Origin of the sequence: Streptomyces sp. Tu6071, from assembly GCF_000213055.1 — a bacterium.
Taxonomy (GTDB): Bacteria; Actinomycetota; Actinomycetes; order Streptomycetales; family Streptomycetaceae; genus Streptomyces; species Streptomyces evansiae.
Window position 1 is genome coordinate 3,878,263 of sequence record NZ_CM001165.1, and the last position, 17,498, is coordinate 3,895,760.

Consider the following 17,498-nt stretch of genomic DNA (forward strand, 5'->3'; position numbering starts at 1 on the left):
TTCAGTGCTTTCAGGTGCGGTCCGGCGCCCGCGTGCCGAGGCGGCGGCGCGGGCGCCGGGGTGTCAGCCGATGCGGACGGTCTTGTCCACGGTGACCTGGTCGATGTCGGAGGTACGGACGGTGACGCCGAGCTGCCACTCGCCCGCCATCGGGATCTGCACGCCGGAGGCGCTCCAGTGCCCCGCCGCGAGGTGCTGGGGGCGGACCGCGATCGGGCCGAGGTTCTTCTCGGGCAGGGTGAGCGAGAGGCGCACCTCGGGCAGGTCGAAGGGCGCGCCGCCGGGGCGCTCGATGTAGACGTGCACCGTGTTGGCGCCCGAGCGGCCCGGGTCGATGTCGAGCTGGACGGTGCCCTTGCCGTTCTCGCCGCCCGTGTCGAAGGGGAGCTTCACGGAGACGGCCGCGCCGCTCGTGGCCCCGCTCGCGCCCTTCGCGGCGGAGACCTGCTCCTCGGTACGGCCCGGCTCGGTCGTGGTGAGGACGGTCGTGACGCCGAGCAGGACGACGGCGATCCCGGCCTCTATCAGTACGGAGCGGCGTAGCCCGGACCGGAGCGGATCGGCGTCCCGCGTCCGCTTCTCCTTCGCGACCCGGACGGCCGCCTGCTGCCGTGCGAGCTGAGCGGCCCGTACGGGATCGGCGGTGTCCCCGCCCTCGGGGGCCTTGCCGCGGGCGCCGCTCCCCTCGCGCACGGCGGCCTTTTCCGTACGCTTCGGCTCCGCCTTCCGCGCGGCGGGAACCCCCTTGCCCGGCACCGCCGCCGCTTCCCCGCCCTCCGCCAGACGGCTCGTCCAGCGGCGGGAGAAGAAGGCGACGGCGACGAGGACGACGACGAGGCCGACCTTCACCAGGAGGAGCTGCCCGTACGACGTGTCCGTGAGCGCCGACCAGGTGCCGACCTGGCGCCAGGACTGGTAGATCCCGGTGCCGACGAGGACGACGACGCTCGTGAAGGCGAGCCGCGAGAAGCGGTCGACGGCCGCCGACTCGACGGCGGGGTCCCGGTAGAGCGCGACGAGCAGCGCCGTGAGCCCGCCGAGCCAGGCGGCGACCGCGAGCAGGTGCAGGATGTCGACGGGCATCGCGACGGAGGGCTGGAGCCCGGCCGAGGCGTGCTCGGCGAGTGCCCAGGTCGAGGCGAGGCCGATCGCGACGACGGGGCCGCCGATCGCGAGCCCGAAGCCGAGGTCGCGGCGCTCGGCCGGGTCCTCGCGCCGCGCGTACGCGCCGAAGAGCACGGCGATGAAGAGCGCGGCGACGGCGAGCAGGAGCAGCCGCGAGACGAGGGCGGCGCCGGGCTTCGTCTGGAGCACGTCGCCGAGCGCGCCGAGGTCGAAGACGTCGGAGAACTTCCCCGAGCCCGTGTACGAGCCGCGCAGCAGGAGCAGCGCGAGGGTCGCCGCCGTGAGCGCGGCCCAGCCGCCGACGACGAGCCGTTGCAGGGCCCGCAGCCGGGTCCCGCGCGGCCAGCAGCCGAGGACGAAGGCCGCGCCGCCGACGAGCACGATGAAGCCCGCGTACGCGACGTACCGCCCGACGTCGTAGAGGAAGCCGACGAGCCCGCCGCCCGCCTCGTTCTCGGGGACGCCCGCGCTCGTCTTCGACGGCGCGCCGATCGAGAAGGTGAAGGCACCGGCGACGGGGTGGCTGTCGGCGGAGACGACCTGGTAGGCGACGGTGAAGGTGCCGTCGGGGAGCCCGGCGTGCAGTTTCACCGCGTAGCGGGCGCGCGAACCGCTGCTCAGGTCGGTGAGCTTGCCGGTGTCGACGCGCTCGCCGGAGGGGTCGAGGACGCGGACCGCGTTGTCGGAGACGCCGATCTTCTCGGAGAAGTCGAGCACGACGCGGTCCGGCGCGGTGTCGAGCACGGCGCCCTGCTTCGGGTCGCTGTCGACGAGCGCCGCGTGCGCCGAGGCGGGCGCGGCGCCCGCGAGCACGGCGAGCAGCGCGGCGGCGAGGCTCGCGAGGAGGAGGGCGAGCCTGCGGCCCCCCCGGGGCACGGCGGCGGGCCGCACCGGGCCGGCCGCCCCCGGGGGCGCGGCCGGCCCCCCGGGTGCGGGCGGTGCTCAGAGCGAGTGGTGCGGGGCTGCGCATCGGGTGCTCCTCACTGCTTGTCCTGCGTGTCTCCCGCCGAGGGCGGCTGGTAGGTCGTCTCCTTCACGGGCAGAACGGCCTTGACGGCCCCGGACTTCGCGAAGTGCAGGGTGACCGTCACGGTCTCCCCGCGCTTCGGCGTGTGCCGCAGCCGCTCGAACATGAGGTGGTTGCCGCCGCGCGCGAAGTCGAGGCGGCCGTGCGCCGGGACCGCGAAGGAGTCCTGCTCGCGCATCTCGCCGTCCTTGGTGCTGTGCAGGGTCACCTCCGCGGCGAGCGGGCTGGTCACGGAGGTGAGGCGGTCGGCGCCGCCCTTGTTGGTGACGACGAAGAAGCCGGCGGCCATGTCGTGGCCCACGGGCTGCGGTACGTAGCCGGTGCTGACCTTCAGCTCGGGCTTCGCGTCGTCGGCGCCCGCGCTGTCGCCGCCGCAGGCGGTGAGGGTGAGGGCGAGGCCCCCCGCGAGGAGCGCGAGCAGCCCCGTACCGCCGCGCACGCCGCGTGCACCGGTGCCGCGCACGCTCCGTCCACGAGTGCCGCGCGGGCCGCGTACCCGTGCTCGCGCCGTCACGGCTTGCGCCCCTCGACGAGCTGGGGCAGGTCCTTCGTGTAGTCGTCGGCGGTCGCCTGCTCGCCGTACAGGACGTAGCCCTTGTCGGTCTTCGGCGAGAAGGCGACGACCTGGGTGCCGTGGGTCGAGACGGTCTTGCCGTTCTTGTCCTTGTGCGCGGGCTCGACGCTGATGCCGAGCTGGCGCGCGCCCGCCTGGATCGCGTCGAAGTCACCGGTGAGGCCGATGAAGTCGGGGTCCTGGCCCTTGAGCCAGGAGCCGAGCGCCTTCGGGGTGTCGCGCTTCGGGTCGGTCGTGACGAAGACGACCTGGAGCTTCGCGCGCTCGGCGGCGGGCAGCTTCTTCGCGGCGATGGCGATGTTGCTCATGGTGAGCGGGCAGACGTCGGGGCAGTTCGTGTAGCCGAAGTAGACGAGCGTCGGCTTCCCGGCCGTCCGCTCCCTGAGGTCGAACTTCTTGCCCGCCGTGTCGGTGAGGACGAGGTCCGGCTTCGTGAAGGGCTGGTCGAGCACGGTCGCCGCCTTCTGCGAGCCGGAGGCGGCCGAGACGTCGACGACGGCGGCGTCCTGCTTGTCGTCGTCGCTGCCGCCGCAGGCGCCGAGGGTGAGCGCGGCGGCGGTGACGAACGTGGCGGCGAGGAGCGTCGAACGACGGAGGCGGGCGGGGCTGGTGGTGCGCATGTGCGAAGTCCTGAAGTGAGAAGGGGGTGGAGGGCGGGGCGCCCCGAGGAGCGCCCCGCCCGCGGTGCGTCAGTCGGTGGTGGCGGTGCGGCGGCGGCCCGCGAGCACCCCGAAGGCCACCCCGGCCGCGCCGACGACGATGCCGACGACGGCGAGGACCCGCGCGGTGGTGTCGGAGGAGCCGCTGTCGCTGTCGGAGGAGGCGGTGGCGGTCTTGTCGTGAGCGCCGTCGCTCTTGTCCTTGGCGTCCGTACCGCTGCTCGCCGTGCCGCCCGCCGCGCCGTGCGCTTCATCGGCCGCGGCGCTCAGCGCGAGCACGGGCGCGGGGTCGTCCGGCTCGCTGCCGTCGCTCTTCGGCTCCTCGATCCACCGGACGACCTCCTTGTTGGAGTACGTCTGGAGGGCCTTGAAGACGAGCTGGTCCGCGTCCTCGGGCAGGGGCCCGAGCGAGAGCGGGAACTGCTGGAACTGACCGGGCTCGACACCCTTGCCCTCAGCGGTCCAGGTGATCTTCGAGGGGGCCTCGGTGACCTTCTCGCCGTGCATCTCGACCGGCTTGTCGAGCTTGGCCTGCGTGACCTTCACCGTCCAGCCGGGGACCGGCTGCGGCTGCACGGAGGCGAGCGGGTGGTCGGTCGGGAGGTTGACCTCCAGCTTCACGGTCGAGGCGTCGTCGCGCTCGTTGGGGACCTTGAAGTTGACGGTCGCGTAGCCGCCCTTGGCGGCGGCACCCTGCGGGGCGACGCTGACGTGCGCGGCGGCGGGGCCCGCGAGGACGAGGACCCCGGAGGCGGCGAGCGCGCCGAGGACCGCGAGGCGGGTGCCCCGGCGGCGCGCCGGCGCGGAGGGGCGGCCGGTCGGGGCGGTGTGCGCGTACGTCTCGTCGTACGAAGCGTGCATGGCGAAACTCCACTTTCGGCAGTGGGGAACGGTGAGGTGGCCACGCGCCCGTTCGGTGGCGCGCGGCGGCACGACGCGGCGGCGCCGGGGCACGGACGGGGCCGGGCCCGGCGGGTGTGCCGGTCGTGGTCAGGCGGCGAGAGTCAGACCCGCGCGCGGCGGGCCCCGCCTGATCACCGAGTGCCGGAGAGCGGCCCCGTCCCGGGGCAGCCGTTCCTCGTCCCCGCGGGCGGCGCGCGGCTGCCGGAGCAGCGCGAGGGCCGCGAGCCGCAGCCGTACGAGAGCGAGCGCGCACCACAGCGCGCGCAGCCGCGCCCCGGCGGCGACCCCCGCGAGCAACTGCCCCGACAGCCGTACGAGCCCGAAGAGGGACCGCTCGCCGTGGCGCAGCAGCCAGCCCGCGACGAGCGCCGCGAGCAGGTGCAGGAGGAGCATCGGCAGCGAGGGCAGGACCCCCATGCCGGGGTGCGCGTGCGCCGCCGGGTCGTCGAGCCCGGCGGTCGCGAGGATGTGGTGCGCCTCCAGGGGGCTCAGCGAGGAGGCCCCCGCGCCGCACACGAGGCGCGCGGCGCGTTCGGCGGCGCTGTCCGGCGCCGGGCCCATCGCCATGCCCTGCTGGCCGAGCCCGAAGAGGGCGTGCAGCCCGAGCTGCCCGGCGGCGAGCAGCGCGGCGATGCCGGGCAGGGAGCGTTCCCGGCCCGCGAGCGGGCAGACGGCGAGGAGGACGAGGAGGAAGCCGAGGCCCAGGCTCCACAACGGAACACCGGCCCCCGAGGCCGTGGAGTGCCCCAGCGCGGACAACGCGACGCAGACCGCGGTGAATACCGCGGCCCTCAGCAGCCGGAGTCCCGCTCCGGCGCGCGTGAACACGTGGGGGGCAGCCATGGCGGGCCCATCATCCCATCGCGGCCCCCGGCGTGGGCGGGCAGGTCCGCAAGGTCCCGAAGGTCTGCTTGGGCGGGGATGGCGTCGGTACGGGGGAATGGGGACGTCCGGCGTGGAACGGGCGTGGCGCGTGGGGCGCCCGGGGTGCGACGGACGGGACGCGTGGGGCGCCCGGGACAGGTGTCCGGAGGGCGGCATTGGCGTGAAGTTCCCGCCGGATTCGCGACTTTCACCCCGTATTGCCCCGACTTCACGGTGTCAAGAGGGCGGTTGAGGGGCGGTGTTGGCGGCAATACGTACTTCTATGTCGAGCCGTGCACAGGAGGCTGGAACATGAGCATCTGGTGGTCGCTCCATCTGCGGCGCGAGGCGGCGAGCGTCCCGCTCGCCAGGAAGCTGCTCGCCGGTGCCATGGACACGGCCGGCGTCGACCCCGACACCGCGTTCGACCTCTCCCTCGCGCTCACCGAGGCGTGCGCCAACGCCGTCGAGCACGGCGGCGCGAGCAGCGCGAAGTACCGCGTCACAGTGCGCCTCGACGAGGAGCGCTGCCACATCGAGGTGAGCGACTCCGGGCCGGGCTTCCGGGGCCGCCGCGGCGTCCCGCTGCGTCGCACCCGCCTGGAGGCGGAGAGCGGTCGCGGCCTCGGCATCATCAGCGAACTCTCCGACCACGCCCAGTTCCGCAACCGCGCGGGCCGCGGCGGGGCGGTCGTCCGCTTCGACAAGCTCGTGAAGTGGCGCGAAGGAGCCCCGCTGGCGGCGGCCTGAGCGCCCGCCCCGCACACGCCGACGGGCCGGGCCCCCACGAGGGGACCCGGCCCGTCCACGTACCGCCTGCGTCGCGTACCGCCTGCGGCGGCGTACGTACGCGGCCTGCGGCATGTGCCGCCCGTGGCCCGTAACGCCGTCGCGCCCCTCAGCCCTGGACGCGCGCCATCCACGCCTCGACCTCGTCCGAGGTGCGCGGCAGCGCGGCCGACAGGTTCCGGTTGCCGTCCTCCGTGACGACGAGGTCGTCCTCGATCCGCACGCCGATGCCCCGGTACTCCTCCGGCACGGTGAGGTCGTCGGCCTGGAAGTAGAGGCCCGGCTCGACCGTCAGGCACATGCCCGGCTCCAGGACGCCGTCCTTGTACGTCTCGGTGCGGGCCACCGCGCAGTCGTGCACGTCGAGACCGAGCATGTGCCCGGTGCCGTGCAGCGTGAAGCGGCGCTGGAGGCCCAGTTCGAGCACGCGGTCGACGGGGCCTTCCAGGAGGCCCCACTCGACGAGCCGCGTGGCGAGCACGCGCTGCGCGGCCTCGTGGAAGTCCGCGTACTTGGCACCGGGGCGCACGGCCGCGATCCCGGCCTCCTGCGCCTCGTACACCGCGTCGTAGATCTTGCGCTGGAGCGCGGTGAAGGTCCCGTCGATCGGCAGCGTGCGCGTCACGTCGGCCGTGTAGAGGGTGTGCGTCTCGACCCCGGCGTCGAGGAGCAGCAGCTCACCGGCGCGGACGGGGCCGTCGTTGCGGACCCAGTGCAGCGTCGTGGCGTGCGGTCCCGCGGCGCAGATCGAGCCGTAACCGATGTCGTTGCCCTCGACGCGGGCGCGGAGGAAGAAGGTGCCCTCGATGTAGCGCTCGGAGGTGGCCTGCGCCTTGTCGAGCACCTTCACGACGTCCTCGAAGCCGCGCGCGGTCGCGTCGACGGCCTTCTGGAGCTCGGCGATCTCGAAGGCGTCCTTCACGAGGCGCGCCTCGGAGAGGAAGACGCGCAGCTCCTCGTCCCGCTCGCCCGTCACCTTGTCGGTGAGCGCGGCCTCGATGCCCGCGTCGTAGCCGCGCACGACCCGCGCCGGGCCGCTCGCCTCGCGCAGCGCGTCCGGCAGTTCGCGGACGTCCTTCGCCGGGATGCCGAGCAGCTTCTCGGACTCGGTGAGGGAGTTCCGGCGGCCGACCCACAGCTCGCCCTGGCCGTCGAGCCAGAACTCGCCGTTCTCACGGTTCGAACGGGGCAGCAGGTAGACGGTGGCCTCGTGACCGCTCGCCGTCGGCTCCAGCACGAGGACGCCGTCCTGCGTCTGGTCGCCCGTGAGGTACGCGTACTCGACCGAGGAGCGGAAGGGGTAGTCCGTGTCGTTCGAGCGGACCTTGAGGTTGCCCGCCGGGATCACGAGCCGCTCACCGGGGAAGGCGGCCGACAGCCCGGCGCGGCGCGCGGCGGTCTCCGCGGCCTGCGGGATCGGCTTCAGGTCGTGCAGCTCCGTGTCGGCCCAGCCGGTCCGCATGCTCTCCGCCAGCTCGTCCGAGACGTTGCGGTAGAGGCCGTTCTTGCGCTGCTTGATCGCCTCCTCCTCCGACCCGTCCTCGGTGCTCGGAACCTGCTGTCCGCCGTCCTGCATGGGCTGTCTCCTTATACGAACGCCTGATGCGGCCATCGTACGGTTGTCCGCACTTCCGGCCAGGGCGTGCGGGAGGGCGCGCGGAGCGCGCGCGGGCGGAGGGCGACCAACTCCGGTACGGACTCCGCTCGTCCCGGCGCGGTGGCGGGGCGGCTGTGAGCAGGGCCACAGGACAGCGCGCATGTTTCACGTGAAACATCGCAAGAGGGGCCATCGGCGATGTTCCATGTGAAACATCGCCGATCCCGGCTCCCGGCTTCCGGTTCTCCGGCTCTCGGCTCTCGGGCTTCCGGCTCCCGGCTTGCGGCTCCCGGCTTCCGTTCTCGGCTTCCGGCTGCGGCTCAGTCGAAGGTCAGGACCAGGAGTGCCAGGTCCTCCCCGGTCGGCAGGGCGCGCTCCGGCAGCAGGCGCTCCAGGAGATGGTCCGCGAGCGCCCCCGGATCGCGCCGCAGCCGCAGCGGGCTGCCCGCCGCCGCCGCGTGGAGCCGTGCGAAGGCGCGGTCGGTGGTGTCGCCCGTGGCCCGCAGCAGCCCGTCCGTGTAGAACACGAGCGACTCGCCGGGCTCGGGCCGGACCTCGACGCTCGGCGCCTCCCAGCAGCTCAGCATCGTGAGCGGCGCCGAGACGCTGCTCTCCAGGTACTCGACGCGGCGCGGGCCGATCAGGAGCGGCGGCGCGTGCCCGGCCCCCGCGAAGCGCAGCCGCCTGCCGTCCTGGCCGAGGTGCGCGTAGAGCGCGGTCGCGCTGCGGCCCGGCTCACTGAGCCGCAGGACGAGTTCGAGGTCGGCGAGCACCGCCGCCGGGTCCTCGCCCTGGAGCACCGCGTACGCGCGCAGCGCCCCGCGCAGCCGCGCCGCCGCGGCGAGCGCCTCGGGACCGTCGCCGCTCGCGGTCCCCACCGCGAGCCCGCACCCGCCGTCGGGCAGCGTCAGCGCCTCGTACCAGCTTCCGGCACCGCCGGGACCGGCGAGCCAGCGGCCCGCGAGGCGCGCGCCGGGAACGCGGGGCAGCGTCCCGGGGCCGAGGTGCGCGCGCAGGGCCGCCGTCTCGCGTACGGCGGTGTCCTGCGCGCCGAGCGCCACGAGATGGCTCGCGGCCTCGCGCGCGTACAGCGAGAGGAGGCGGCTCTGTCGCGAGGAGGGAGCGGTCGGCACGGGGAAGGACCACAGTGCCGAGGCGAAGACACGCTCCGCGTCGCAGAGCGGCACGGCGTACGTGGCGGCACAGCCCAGGCTCCGCGCCACGGCGGCGCAGCGCGGGTCGAGCCCGGGTTCGGCGAGCAGGTCCCTGCGGGTCACGGGCACGCCGGTGCCCGCCGCGAGCAGTGCGCCGTGCGAGGTGCACTCCTCGGGCAGCGCCTCCAGGCGGCCGAGTTCGCCGCGGTCCAGGCCGTGGCCGTGGAGGCGGGCGGGATGGGCCGCGGCGTGGGTGAAGCGGACCAGCCCGCGCTCCGCGCCGAGCAGGACGGCGCCCGCGCGCAGGAGTTCGCCGAGGGCGTCCTCGGTGGTACGGGTGCGGTGCAGCCGTTCGCTCAGCTCGTGGAGCGTGCTGAGGTCGAGCAGCCAGGAGGCGAGGCGCTCCTGGAGGGTGAGGGACGCGCGGGCCGGGATGCCGCTCGCCCGGGACTCCCCGGCGCCCGGAGCGCTCGCGGGGGAGGGGAGCGAGGCGTCGGCGGAGGACTCGGCCGACTCGGCCGGAGTGTCGGCATTGTGGGCGGGGGAGGGATTCGGGGAGTGGGTTCCGGCCACTTTCGGGGCGGGCGGGGTGCTCATGGTGTCCGGCTCTCTGGCAGGTGCCGGTGGCGCGTCAGCATCGCAAACCCCCAAAGTGTGCTGCGGCTGGGCGAGAGATTCACATCTACACGGGTACGTCACGGCATGTCCAGCATTGTCCGGTGCTGTTTCCCGGTGTCCGTGGCCCCGGCAACGGGGTGCGCGCAGGGTGGCCGCGGGGCGTGCATTCCGTCGTGGGACGCCAGGTTGGCCGGAAAAAGAGGTGTGGACAGGGGGCTGGGGTCGACTGGGGGAGTTCGCCCTCCGGCGACGCCGGAATGCGAACGGCGCTCGGGGAGCGTCACCGAAGTCGCTCGGGGTACTTACGTGGATGAGGGCGGCGACCCAGTGGGGGCTGGGCCGGAACCCTGTGACGCGCGGAAGGCGTCCTGAACGACAGCACAACGGGGCGGTACGGCACGGAGCCCGGCACGAGACGCCGGGGTCCTGGCCGACCGGGGCTGGGGCCCGCCGGGGCGGGCGGGCCCACCACCGGCCCGGACCACGACCGGCCCGCGGCCGGCCCGCCGGGCACGGGGCCCCGGCGCGGGCGACGTACGCATCCGCCCCGCGCGACCACGTACGACAGCGACACGTACGACAGCGACCACGTACGACTCCGCCCGACGCGCGCACCGCGAACAGCACGGGGCCGCCCTCGCGTCGGACCGCACCAGGCGCACGTACGACAGCACCAGACGCACGCCCGGCGACCGGGCCGCGCTTCCCCGCCCGGGAACCGCACCGGCACCGCACGCACCACCGGCACCGCAGGCACCATCCGCGCCGCAGGCAGCTCCCTGGCGCGGGCAACGGCAGGCAAGCGATCCGCACCGCAGTGGTGCGGCTCCTCGGCGTCCCACGGAAAGGAACGAGCGCGCATGCGTGAGATCCCCGGAAAGCACCGCAGCTCAGGGCCGGGCCGTACGGACGGCCCCGGCAACCCCGAGGCCGCCGCCCTCTTCGCGACGCGCTGGAAATGGCCGGTCCTGCCGGGGGCCGGTACCCGCCCCGCGCGCCGCGCGCCGCACCCCGCGCTGCGCGCCGCCGAGCGCTGCGCCTGCCCCGACGCCTTGTGCGCCGGGCCGGGCGCGCACCCCTTCGAGCCGGGGCTGCTCGCCGCGACGACCGATCCGCGCATGGTGGCCTGGTGGTGGCGGGAGCGCCCGCAGGCCCCCGTCCTGCTCGCGACGGGCGAGGGCGAGGCGCCCTGCGCGCTGAGCGTGCCCGCCGCCGTGGGCCCGGCGACGCTCGCGGCGCTCGACCGCGAGGGGGTGCGCCTCGGCCCCGTCGTGGCGGGCCCCGACCGCTGGGCGCTGCTCGTCGCCCCGTACGACCTCGCCCGCCTCGGCGCGCTGCTCTACGCGATGGACAGGGTCCCCGGCGCGCTGCGCTTCCACGGCAGCGGCGGCTACCTCGTCCTGCCGCCCTCGCGCACGGGGGCGGGGACGACGGGCTGGGCGCGCGGACCGCTGCCGGAGCGGGACGGCGCGGCGGGGGTCACCGCGGGAGCGCGGCCGGGCGCGCGCGGTGCGACGGCGCGGCCGTGGCTGCCGGAGGTGGAGACGCTGCTCGGGCCGGTCGTGGAGACGCTCACCCGGCCGGGGGTCAACGCGCCGGAGTTCTGAGCGCGGAGGCGGGCGGGGCGGGGCCGTATCGGGGGAGCGGTCCGGACCGGGGAAGCCGGTCCCTGGGACGTGGTGGCGCGCGGGACGGCGCGGTTCCGTGACGGGGCGCCGCGGCGGGCCTCGTGACCTGCGTCCGGACATGGAAGGGCCCGGTTGCTGGCGACGGGGGATGCACCAGCAACCGGGCTAATTGAACGGTAACAAGAGATCGCCGGTTCGCAAATTCGGTCTCATCCGTTCGGGCCCGGTCTCAAGCGGACTTTACCTTCGGGTGTGACCGGACTCACGCGGCAGGCGTCGAGCGACCGGCGTCGTGCGTCAGTTGAGCGTGACCTGGCGGTTGGTGAGACCGGCGCGGGCGCGTCGCTCCTCGGCGGTGAGCGGCGTCGTCGCGGCGAGTGCCGTGTCGAGGCGCTCGGCGAAGGCGGCGGCGGGCTTCTCGGTGTCCGCGGCGCTCATCGTGCTCGGCAGGTCCCAGACCGGCACGGTCAGCCCGTGCGCGCGGAACGAGCCGACGAGCCGGGTGCCCTCGCCGAGCGAGGACTCACCGGCGGCGTGCAGCCGCGCGAGCGCGTCGAGCAGCCGCTCCTCGGGCACGGTCGTGACCCACCGCAGGTGGTTCTTCTCCGGCACCTCGCACCAGTACGCGGCGTCGACGCCGCTCAGCCGCACGGTCGGCACCGCCGCCGCGTCGGCGCGCTCCAGCGAGGCCGTGACCTCGGCGGAGGCGTTCTGCGCCTCGCCCTCGGGCAGCCAGAAGGCGAAGCCCTCGTGCACCTCGGGAACGAACGGCGCGTCGAGGTCCAGGAGGTCCTGGAGGCGCGGGCCGTCGACCGGCGCGCGGCGCGCCTCGACCGGGTTGCCCGGCTCGGCGGCGAGCGCGCGGCGCAGCGTGTCGGCGAGGTCGCGGCTCAGGTCGCCCGAGGCGGTGTCGTTCTGGAGGCCGAGCAGGACGGAGCCGTCCTCGCGGCGCAGCGCGGGCCAGGCCATCGGCAGCACGGTCGCGAGCGTCACGGCGGGCACGCCCTCGGGCAGCCCGCCCGCGAGCCGGAGCGGCACGGTCGCGGCCGGCACGAGTTCACGCAGCGCGACCCAGTCGGCCTCGCCGGGCAGCCCCTCGAACGGGCGGCTGACGAGCTCGGTCGCCGCCTGCGCGGCGGCGCGCCCGTGACACGCCTTGTACCGGCGGCCCGAACCGCACGGGCAGGGCTCCCTCGCCCCGACCACCGGCACCTCACCGCCCGCGAACGCGGTGCTCGCCTTGCCCTTGGACTGCGGGCGCTTCTTGGCCATCGTCGGTGTTCTCCCGTCACGGCTCGGCAGGTACGGCGGCGAGCCTAACGCCTCGGCCCTTTCCGGCCGCACGCACTCGAACGGGTGAACGGGAGCGGGGGTGGGAGCGGGGGGTCGGGGATGGACGTTGGGGTGGGTGAGGGCTTTGGCGGGGGGCGGCAGGGGGCGGGTGGGGCTGTGGGGTGGTGCGGGGTGGGCCGGGGCAGCGGGGTCGGTGCGGGGTGGCGCGGCGTTGCGGGCTGGTGCGGGCGGGTGGCCCGGCGGCTCGCCAAGACGGTCGGGATTCGGGCAGAGGGACGGGGGCAGGGTGCCCGAGCGGGCACGGGAGTGGGAAGTACGGGGGTGAGCGCGGCCGGGGATGCGGCGTGCGGGGTGCGGCACCCGGGAGGGACGAGCCGTTCGGGACGAGCCGTTCGGGCGTCCGTGCGAGGGGTGTGCGATCGGCGCGGGCGGGGTCAGCCTGCCCAGGCGCGCGGTGCCGGGTGCGGCTCGCGCTGCCGAGGGTGCGATCAGCCGTACGGAAGGACCTGGCCGCTTCTGCCGGCTCGTCGCTCGTTCGGGGCTCGCGCCTCGTTCGGGGCTCGCGCCTCGTTCGGGACCCGGCCCTCACTCGGCAGTTCGGCCCCGGGCTCCCGGACCCGGCTGGGGCTCAGCCCTCACGGAAGGCTCTGCTCTCACGGAAGGCTCCGCCCTCACCGCAGGCTCCCCCCTGGGCCGCAGGCGCGACCACCACCGCACGCTCGTCTCCGCGAACGCCGGGTCTTCGCCCCCGGCTCAGCCAGCCGCCAAGGGTTAGCGCCCCCCTGGTTCGCCCCGCCGAGGCTTCGGTTCAGCTCGCTCCGCCGAAGCGTGGCGTCCCGTACGGGGAGCCTCCGAAGCCGCCCCCGCCGAAGCCGCCTCCGCGACCGAAGCCCTTGCCCCGGCCGAAGCCGCTGCCCCCGCTGAGGCTGCCGCCGTTCCCCCTGCGGCCTCCACCGCCCCCGGCGGCCTCCGGCTCCGTGTCCCCGAAGCCGGTCTCGTCGAGCCCCAGGTCCGCGAGGCCCGGGACGCCCGCCGCGCCGGTGACGCGGCTCGCGAAGTCCTCGGCGCGGTGGTCGTCCGGCGAGAGCGTGGCCCACACGGTGACCTCGCCGTGCGGTTCGTCCCGGACGCCCCACTTCTCCGCGAGAGCCGTCACGATGCCGAGCCCCCGGCCGCCGTGCGCGCTCACGGACGGGGTCGAGGGAACGGGCCGGGTGGGCCCGCCGCCGTCCGTGACCTCGACGGTCAGCCGACCGCCGGGCGTCACCTCCCAGGCGGCGAGGACGTCACCCTCCTCGAACTCCTCCGCACCCGGCCGCGCCGTCTCCTCGGGCAGCGGTCTGCCGTGCCGACAGGCGTTGCTGAGCAGTTCGGAGAGGACGAGAAGCGCGTCGTCGATCACCGGGTCCGGCACTCCGTGCCCGGTCAGCTCGTCCCGCAGCCGATGCCGTGCCCTGCGTACGCCCGATGGACCGTGCGGTACGGCCATGCTCGACGACGCGGGCACCTCTTGTGCGACCACCGTTGCCACCCCCGGAACCTCCTTCACCCCCACGCCAGGGAGTCAATGCCCCCCTGGACTGGACCGGAAACCGGCCAACGGCCGCAGTCCGGAGGCATTCGCCCCGGCCACCACGGAGCGGATGCGCCGGAGCACTCCGCGTACATGACAGCCCGTCCCGGCAGACAGCGGTTACCACGAGCGGACGGGCCCGCTCGGTTCCGTACCGGGCACGCGGCCGACGCTCCGCGCCCACGCCACCCCCGGTGTCCTGCGAACATGCCCGCGTCATATGCACGGGGCGCTCACCTGGGAGACCCCGCCCGCCCCGGGCGCCCGCACCCCGCGCACGCCCGGCGCCCCTCCCCGTCCCCCACCCACCGCTCCCCCACCCGGGACCCGCCCAAATCCCCCCCGCCCCGCACGCAAGACGATTTCCGGCCGCCGGCACCACCGTCCCGGCCTCTCGGGCGGTGTCGTGGCGGGCCCCGCCGTCGTCTCAGCGGCCGAGCTGCTGGAGCACCGCCCGGGGCCGGTTCGTGATCACCGCGTCGACACCGAGCCGCACGCACAGATCCACGTCCGCCGGATTGTTGACGGTCCACACGTGCACGGGGTGCCCCGCCTCCTGCATGCGTGCCACGTACGCGGGGTGATTGCGGACGAGCCGGATGCTCGGGCCTGCGATCCGCACCCCCGGGGGCAGGCGGCCCTCGCGGTGCCGGGGGGACGCGAACTGGGTGAGGTGCACGGTCGGCAGGAGCGGCGCGAGCGCCTGCACGCGGTGCAGCGAGCGCGCCGAGAAGCTCATGACCCGTACGGGTGAGGGGGCGGTCCGGAAGGGATCGTCCGTGCCCTCCCCGTCCTCGGCGACCCCCGTCTTGCCCGTGAGCCCGAAGCGTTCGAGAAGGTGGATGAGGCGCTCCTCCACCTGCCCGGCCCAGCGGGTCGGGTGCTTCGTCTCGACGGCGAGTTCGAGGCGCCGCCCCGAGGCGTTCGTGTCGACGAGCAGTTCGAGCAGGCGTTCGAGGGTGAGGACGGAGGTGGTCTCCGGGTCCCAGTCCGGCGACTCCTCGGCCTCGTCCCGGCCCTTCCAGGAGCCGAAGTCGAGCGCGGCGAGTTCGGCGAGTTCGAGCGCCGAGACGGCGCCGCGCCCGTTCGAGGTGCGGTTGACCCGCCGGTCGTGGACGCACACGAGGTGCCCGTCCGCGGTGAGGCGGACGTCGCACTCCAAGGCGTCGGCGCCCTCCTCGATGGCCCGCGCGTAGGCCGCGAGCGTGTGTTCGGGCGCCGCCTCGGAGGCGCCGCGATGGGCGACGACCTGGGGGGTGTGGTGTCGAGCGTCGGTCACGCGGCCATGCTCCCATCGCACCCCCCACCCCCGCGCGGCACACGAGGCGGCCGGGGGTACCGCCGCTCCTTCGCGCATGCTCCGGTGCTTCTTTCACGCGGGTGCCCGCGCCAGGGCCTGTCCGCAGGGTGTACGGGGCGTGTACGCGCCCTGTGCGGGGCCTGGCAGGGGGCGCGCGCGGGGGGCGTGCGGGGGTGTTTGATGGGGGCGTACTGGTGCACGTCCGGAGTTTTCCGGGGCGCACTCCAGTCGGGTTCCCGCAGGGAATCCGCTGGGCCGAAGGGTGTGCTCGCGGTGATGATCGACATGACGCGTACACACAGGGTCGGCTTACAGTGCCCTGACGTGCGGTGGGAAAAGCTGACCGCAGACGAACGACTGTGGACGACGATCGTGCGCAACGATCGAGAGACCACTACCGGCGCTCCGGCGCCGGGCGGGTGGACGGTTCGCCGGGAGGCGGCCGGGCACCCACTCGTGGGACCCGTACAGACCGTGGGACCGCCGTGACCGAGGAGACTGAGCCCGTGAGCACCGAGAACGAGGGCAACGAGGTACCCCCCGCCCCGTCCGCACCTCCCGCTTCGGCCGAGGGCTCGGAGCGGCGAGCGGAGACCGGCCCGAGCGACCGTACGGCCCCGGGCGAGCCGAGTGGCTCGGCCGCCCCCGCCGCCCCGGCCGAGCCCTCACCCAGCACCCTGGCCTTCGAGAAGCCGGCCGCGCGGCCGGAGCCCCAGTCGGCCACCGGCGCGGCCCCGGCGGCTCCCGCCGCCACCGACGCGCCGCCCGCGGCCACCGACGCGCCGCCCGCCGCCCCCGGCTCCGCCCCCCAGGCGCCCGCCATGCCCGGTCAGCCCCCGCAGGCCCCGTCCGCCGCCTGGCCCCCGCCCCCGCCGCCGGTCCCCGCCTACCAGTCCGGCGGCCCGCAGCAGGTCTACCCCGGCGCACCCGCCGAGGGGCAGCCGACGGCGCAGCACGGCCAGGGCGGCTACGCCGCGTACGGCCCCGGCGACGGGCAGGGCTACGGCGGTCACGGCGGCTACGGCGGCGACCAGGGCGGCAACGGCGGCTGGGGCGGCTGGGGCGGCGGCGCCTTCCAGCAGCCGCAGTCGCAGCCGCCCCGCCGCAAGCGCGGCCGTGGCGTCTTCCTCGCCGCCGTGATCGTGGCCGCGCTCGTCGCGGGCGGCGTAGGCGGCGGCATCGGCTACTGGGCCGCCGACCGCGACGACAGCGGCACGGGCTCCACGACGATCGCGGCGGCCGACAGCCCCGCGAGCACCAAGCGCGCCGCCGGCTCCGTCGCGGGCATCGCCCAGGCGGCGCTGCCGAGCGTCGTGACGATCGAGGCGCAGGGCGGCGACGGCGAGGGCTCCACGGGCACCGGCTTCGTCTACGACAAGCAGGGCCACATCCTCACCAACAACCACGTCGTCGCCTCCGCCGCGTCGGGCGGCAAGCTCACCGCGACCTTCTCCAACGGCAAGAAGTACGCGGCCGAGGTGATCGGTCACGCGCAGGGCTACGACGTCGCGGTGATCAAGCTCAAGAACGCCTCGGGCCTCAAGCCGCTCGTGCTCGGCGACTCGGACCGTACGGCCGTCGGCGACTCGACGATCGCGATCGGCGCGCCCTTCGGCCTGTCGAACACGGTGACCACGGGCATCGTCAGCGCCAAGGACCGCCCGGTCGCCTCCAGCGACGGCGAGAGCGCGAAGAGCTCGTACATGAGCGCCCTCCAGACCGACGCCTCGATCAACCCGGGCAACTCCGGCGGCCCGCTCCTCAACGAGCGCGGCCAGGTCATCGGCATCAACTCGGCGATCCAGCCCGGCAACTCGGGCGGCGGCCTCGGCGGCGGCTCCAGCCAGGGCGGCTCGATCGGCCTCGGCTTCGCCATCCCGATCAACCAGGCGAAGCGCGTCGCCGAACAGCTCATCAAGACCGGCACCCCGGTCTACCCGGTGATCGGCGCGACGGTCTCCCTCGAAGAGGGCATGGACGGCGCCACGGTCTCCGACCAGGGCGCGGGCAGCGACCCGGCCGTCACCCCCGGCGGCCCCGCCGCCAAGGCCGGCCTCAAGTCCGGCGACACGATCACCAAGTTCGACGACACGATCATCGACAGCGGCCCGACCCTCATCGGCGAGATCTGGACCCACCAGCCCGGCGACAAGGTCAAGATCACGTACAAGCGCGACGGCAGCGAGCACACCACCGAAGTCACCCTCGGCCAGCGCAAGGGCGACGACTAGACCGGTACGCTGTACCCCGCCCCACCGGCCTCCGGCGGGGCGGGGAGGGTTGCCCGAGCGGCCTAAGGGAACGGTCTTGAAAACCGTCGTGGTGGCGACACCACCGTGGGTTCAAATCCCACACCCTCCGCCGCAGGTCACGAAGACCGCAGCTCAGAAGGGG

Annotated in this window: 13 protein-coding genes and 1 tRNA gene; 4 read left to right on the forward strand and 10 right to left on the reverse strand. The window is 74.9% G+C overall.

The window, feature by feature from the left end; genetic code table 11:
- Positions 1-63: 63 nt before the first annotated feature.
- The 5 genes from STTU_RS15985 to STTU_RS16005 form a co-directional block, all read right to left on the reverse strand.
- The gene (locus STTU_RS15985) at positions 64-2,001 is read right to left on the reverse strand and encodes a copper resistance CopC/CopD family protein (RefSeq protein ID WP_043255345.1); all 1,938 of its coding nucleotides are present in this window, start codon (positions 1,999-2,001) and stop codon (positions 64-66) included.
- A gap of 104 nt (positions 2,002-2,105) precedes the next feature.
- Positions 2,106-2,615, reverse strand: coding sequence for a copper chaperone PCu(A)C (locus STTU_RS15990; RefSeq protein WP_050781349.1), 510 nt, complete (start codon positions 2,613-2,615; stop codon positions 2,106-2,108).
- A 47-nt stretch (positions 2,616-2,662) separates the two neighbouring features.
- Positions 2,663-3,346 carry an SCO family protein gene (locus tag STTU_RS15995; RefSeq protein WP_043255347.1) on the reverse strand — a complete coding sequence of 228 codons (684 nt, stop codon included), beginning with the start codon at positions 3,344-3,346 and terminating at the stop codon, positions 2,663-2,665.
- 69 nt (positions 3,347-3,415) lie between these two features.
- Positions 3,416-4,246, reverse strand: a complete 831-nt coding sequence (locus STTU_RS16000) for a YcnI family protein (protein WP_043255348.1) — start codon at positions 4,244-4,246, stop codon at positions 3,416-3,418.
- A 129-nt stretch (positions 4,247-4,375) separates the two neighbouring features.
- Positions 4,376-5,131: a hypothetical protein gene (locus STTU_RS16005; protein WP_043255350.1), complete on the reverse strand. Its 756-nt coding sequence runs from the start codon at positions 5,129-5,131 to the stop codon at positions 4,376-4,378.
- A 333-nt stretch (positions 5,132-5,464) separates the two neighbouring features.
- On the opposite strand from STTU_RS16005, the gene STTU_RS16010 reads away from it, so the two are divergent.
- On the forward strand, positions 5,465-5,902 hold the full coding sequence (locus STTU_RS16010; protein WP_009067269.1) for an ATP-binding protein: 438 nt from the start codon (positions 5,465-5,467) through the stop codon (positions 5,900-5,902).
- A gap of 148 nt (positions 5,903-6,050) precedes the next feature.
- Here the strand turns inward: STTU_RS16010 and STTU_RS16015 are convergent, their stop codons facing one another.
- Together STTU_RS16015 and STTU_RS16020 are read right to left on the reverse strand one after the other, a co-directional pair.
- Complete coding sequence (locus tag STTU_RS16015) at positions 6,051-7,517, reverse strand: aminopeptidase P family protein (protein ID WP_007824672.1); 1,467 nt, start codon at positions 7,515-7,517, stop codon at positions 6,051-6,053.
- A 341-nt stretch (positions 7,518-7,858) separates the two neighbouring features.
- A complete protein-coding gene (locus STTU_RS16020) occupies positions 7,859-9,289 on the reverse strand; it encodes a PP2C family protein-serine/threonine phosphatase (protein WP_043255352.1) in 1,431 nt (476 codons plus the stop codon).
- 881 nt (positions 9,290-10,170) lie between these two features.
- On the opposite strand from STTU_RS16020, the gene STTU_RS16025 reads away from it, so the two are divergent.
- Positions 10,171-10,917, forward strand: coding sequence for a bifunctional DNA primase/polymerase (locus STTU_RS16025; RefSeq protein WP_007824674.1), 747 nt, complete (start codon positions 10,171-10,173; stop codon positions 10,915-10,917).
- Between the two features lie 318 nt (positions 10,918-11,235).
- On the opposite strand, the gene STTU_RS16030 is transcribed toward STTU_RS16025, so the two are convergent.
- The 3 genes from STTU_RS16030 to STTU_RS16040 all read right to left on the reverse strand — a co-directional run bounded on the left by STTU_RS16030 (position 11,236) and on the right by STTU_RS16040 (position 15,083).
- Positions 11,236-12,210 carry a DUF5926 family protein gene (locus tag STTU_RS16030; RefSeq protein ID WP_007824675.1) on the reverse strand — a complete coding sequence of 325 codons (975 nt, stop codon included), beginning with the start codon at positions 12,208-12,210 and terminating at the stop codon, positions 11,236-11,238.
- A gap of 829 nt (positions 12,211-13,039) precedes the next feature.
- Positions 13,040-13,720 carry an ATP-binding protein gene (locus STTU_RS32250; RefSeq protein ID WP_420713573.1) on the reverse strand — a complete coding sequence of 227 codons (681 nt, stop codon included), beginning with the start codon at positions 13,718-13,720 and terminating at the stop codon, positions 13,040-13,042.
- A 511-nt stretch (positions 13,721-14,231) separates the two neighbouring features.
- A complete protein-coding gene (locus tag STTU_RS16040) occupies positions 14,232-15,083 on the reverse strand; it encodes a glycerophosphodiester phosphodiesterase family protein (RefSeq protein WP_007824676.1) in 852 nt (283 codons plus the stop codon).
- Between the two features lie 527 nt (positions 15,084-15,610).
- Between STTU_RS16040 and STTU_RS34945 the strand changes: the two genes are divergently transcribed.
- Complete coding sequence (locus tag STTU_RS34945) at positions 15,611-17,335, forward strand: S1C family serine protease (RefSeq protein ID WP_043255354.1); 1,725 nt, start codon at positions 15,611-15,613, stop codon at positions 17,333-17,335.
- A gap of 43 nt (positions 17,336-17,378) precedes the next feature.
- A tRNA-Ser gene (locus STTU_RS16050) sits at positions 17,379-17,465 on the forward strand.
- Positions 17,466-17,498: the final 33 nt, after the last annotated feature.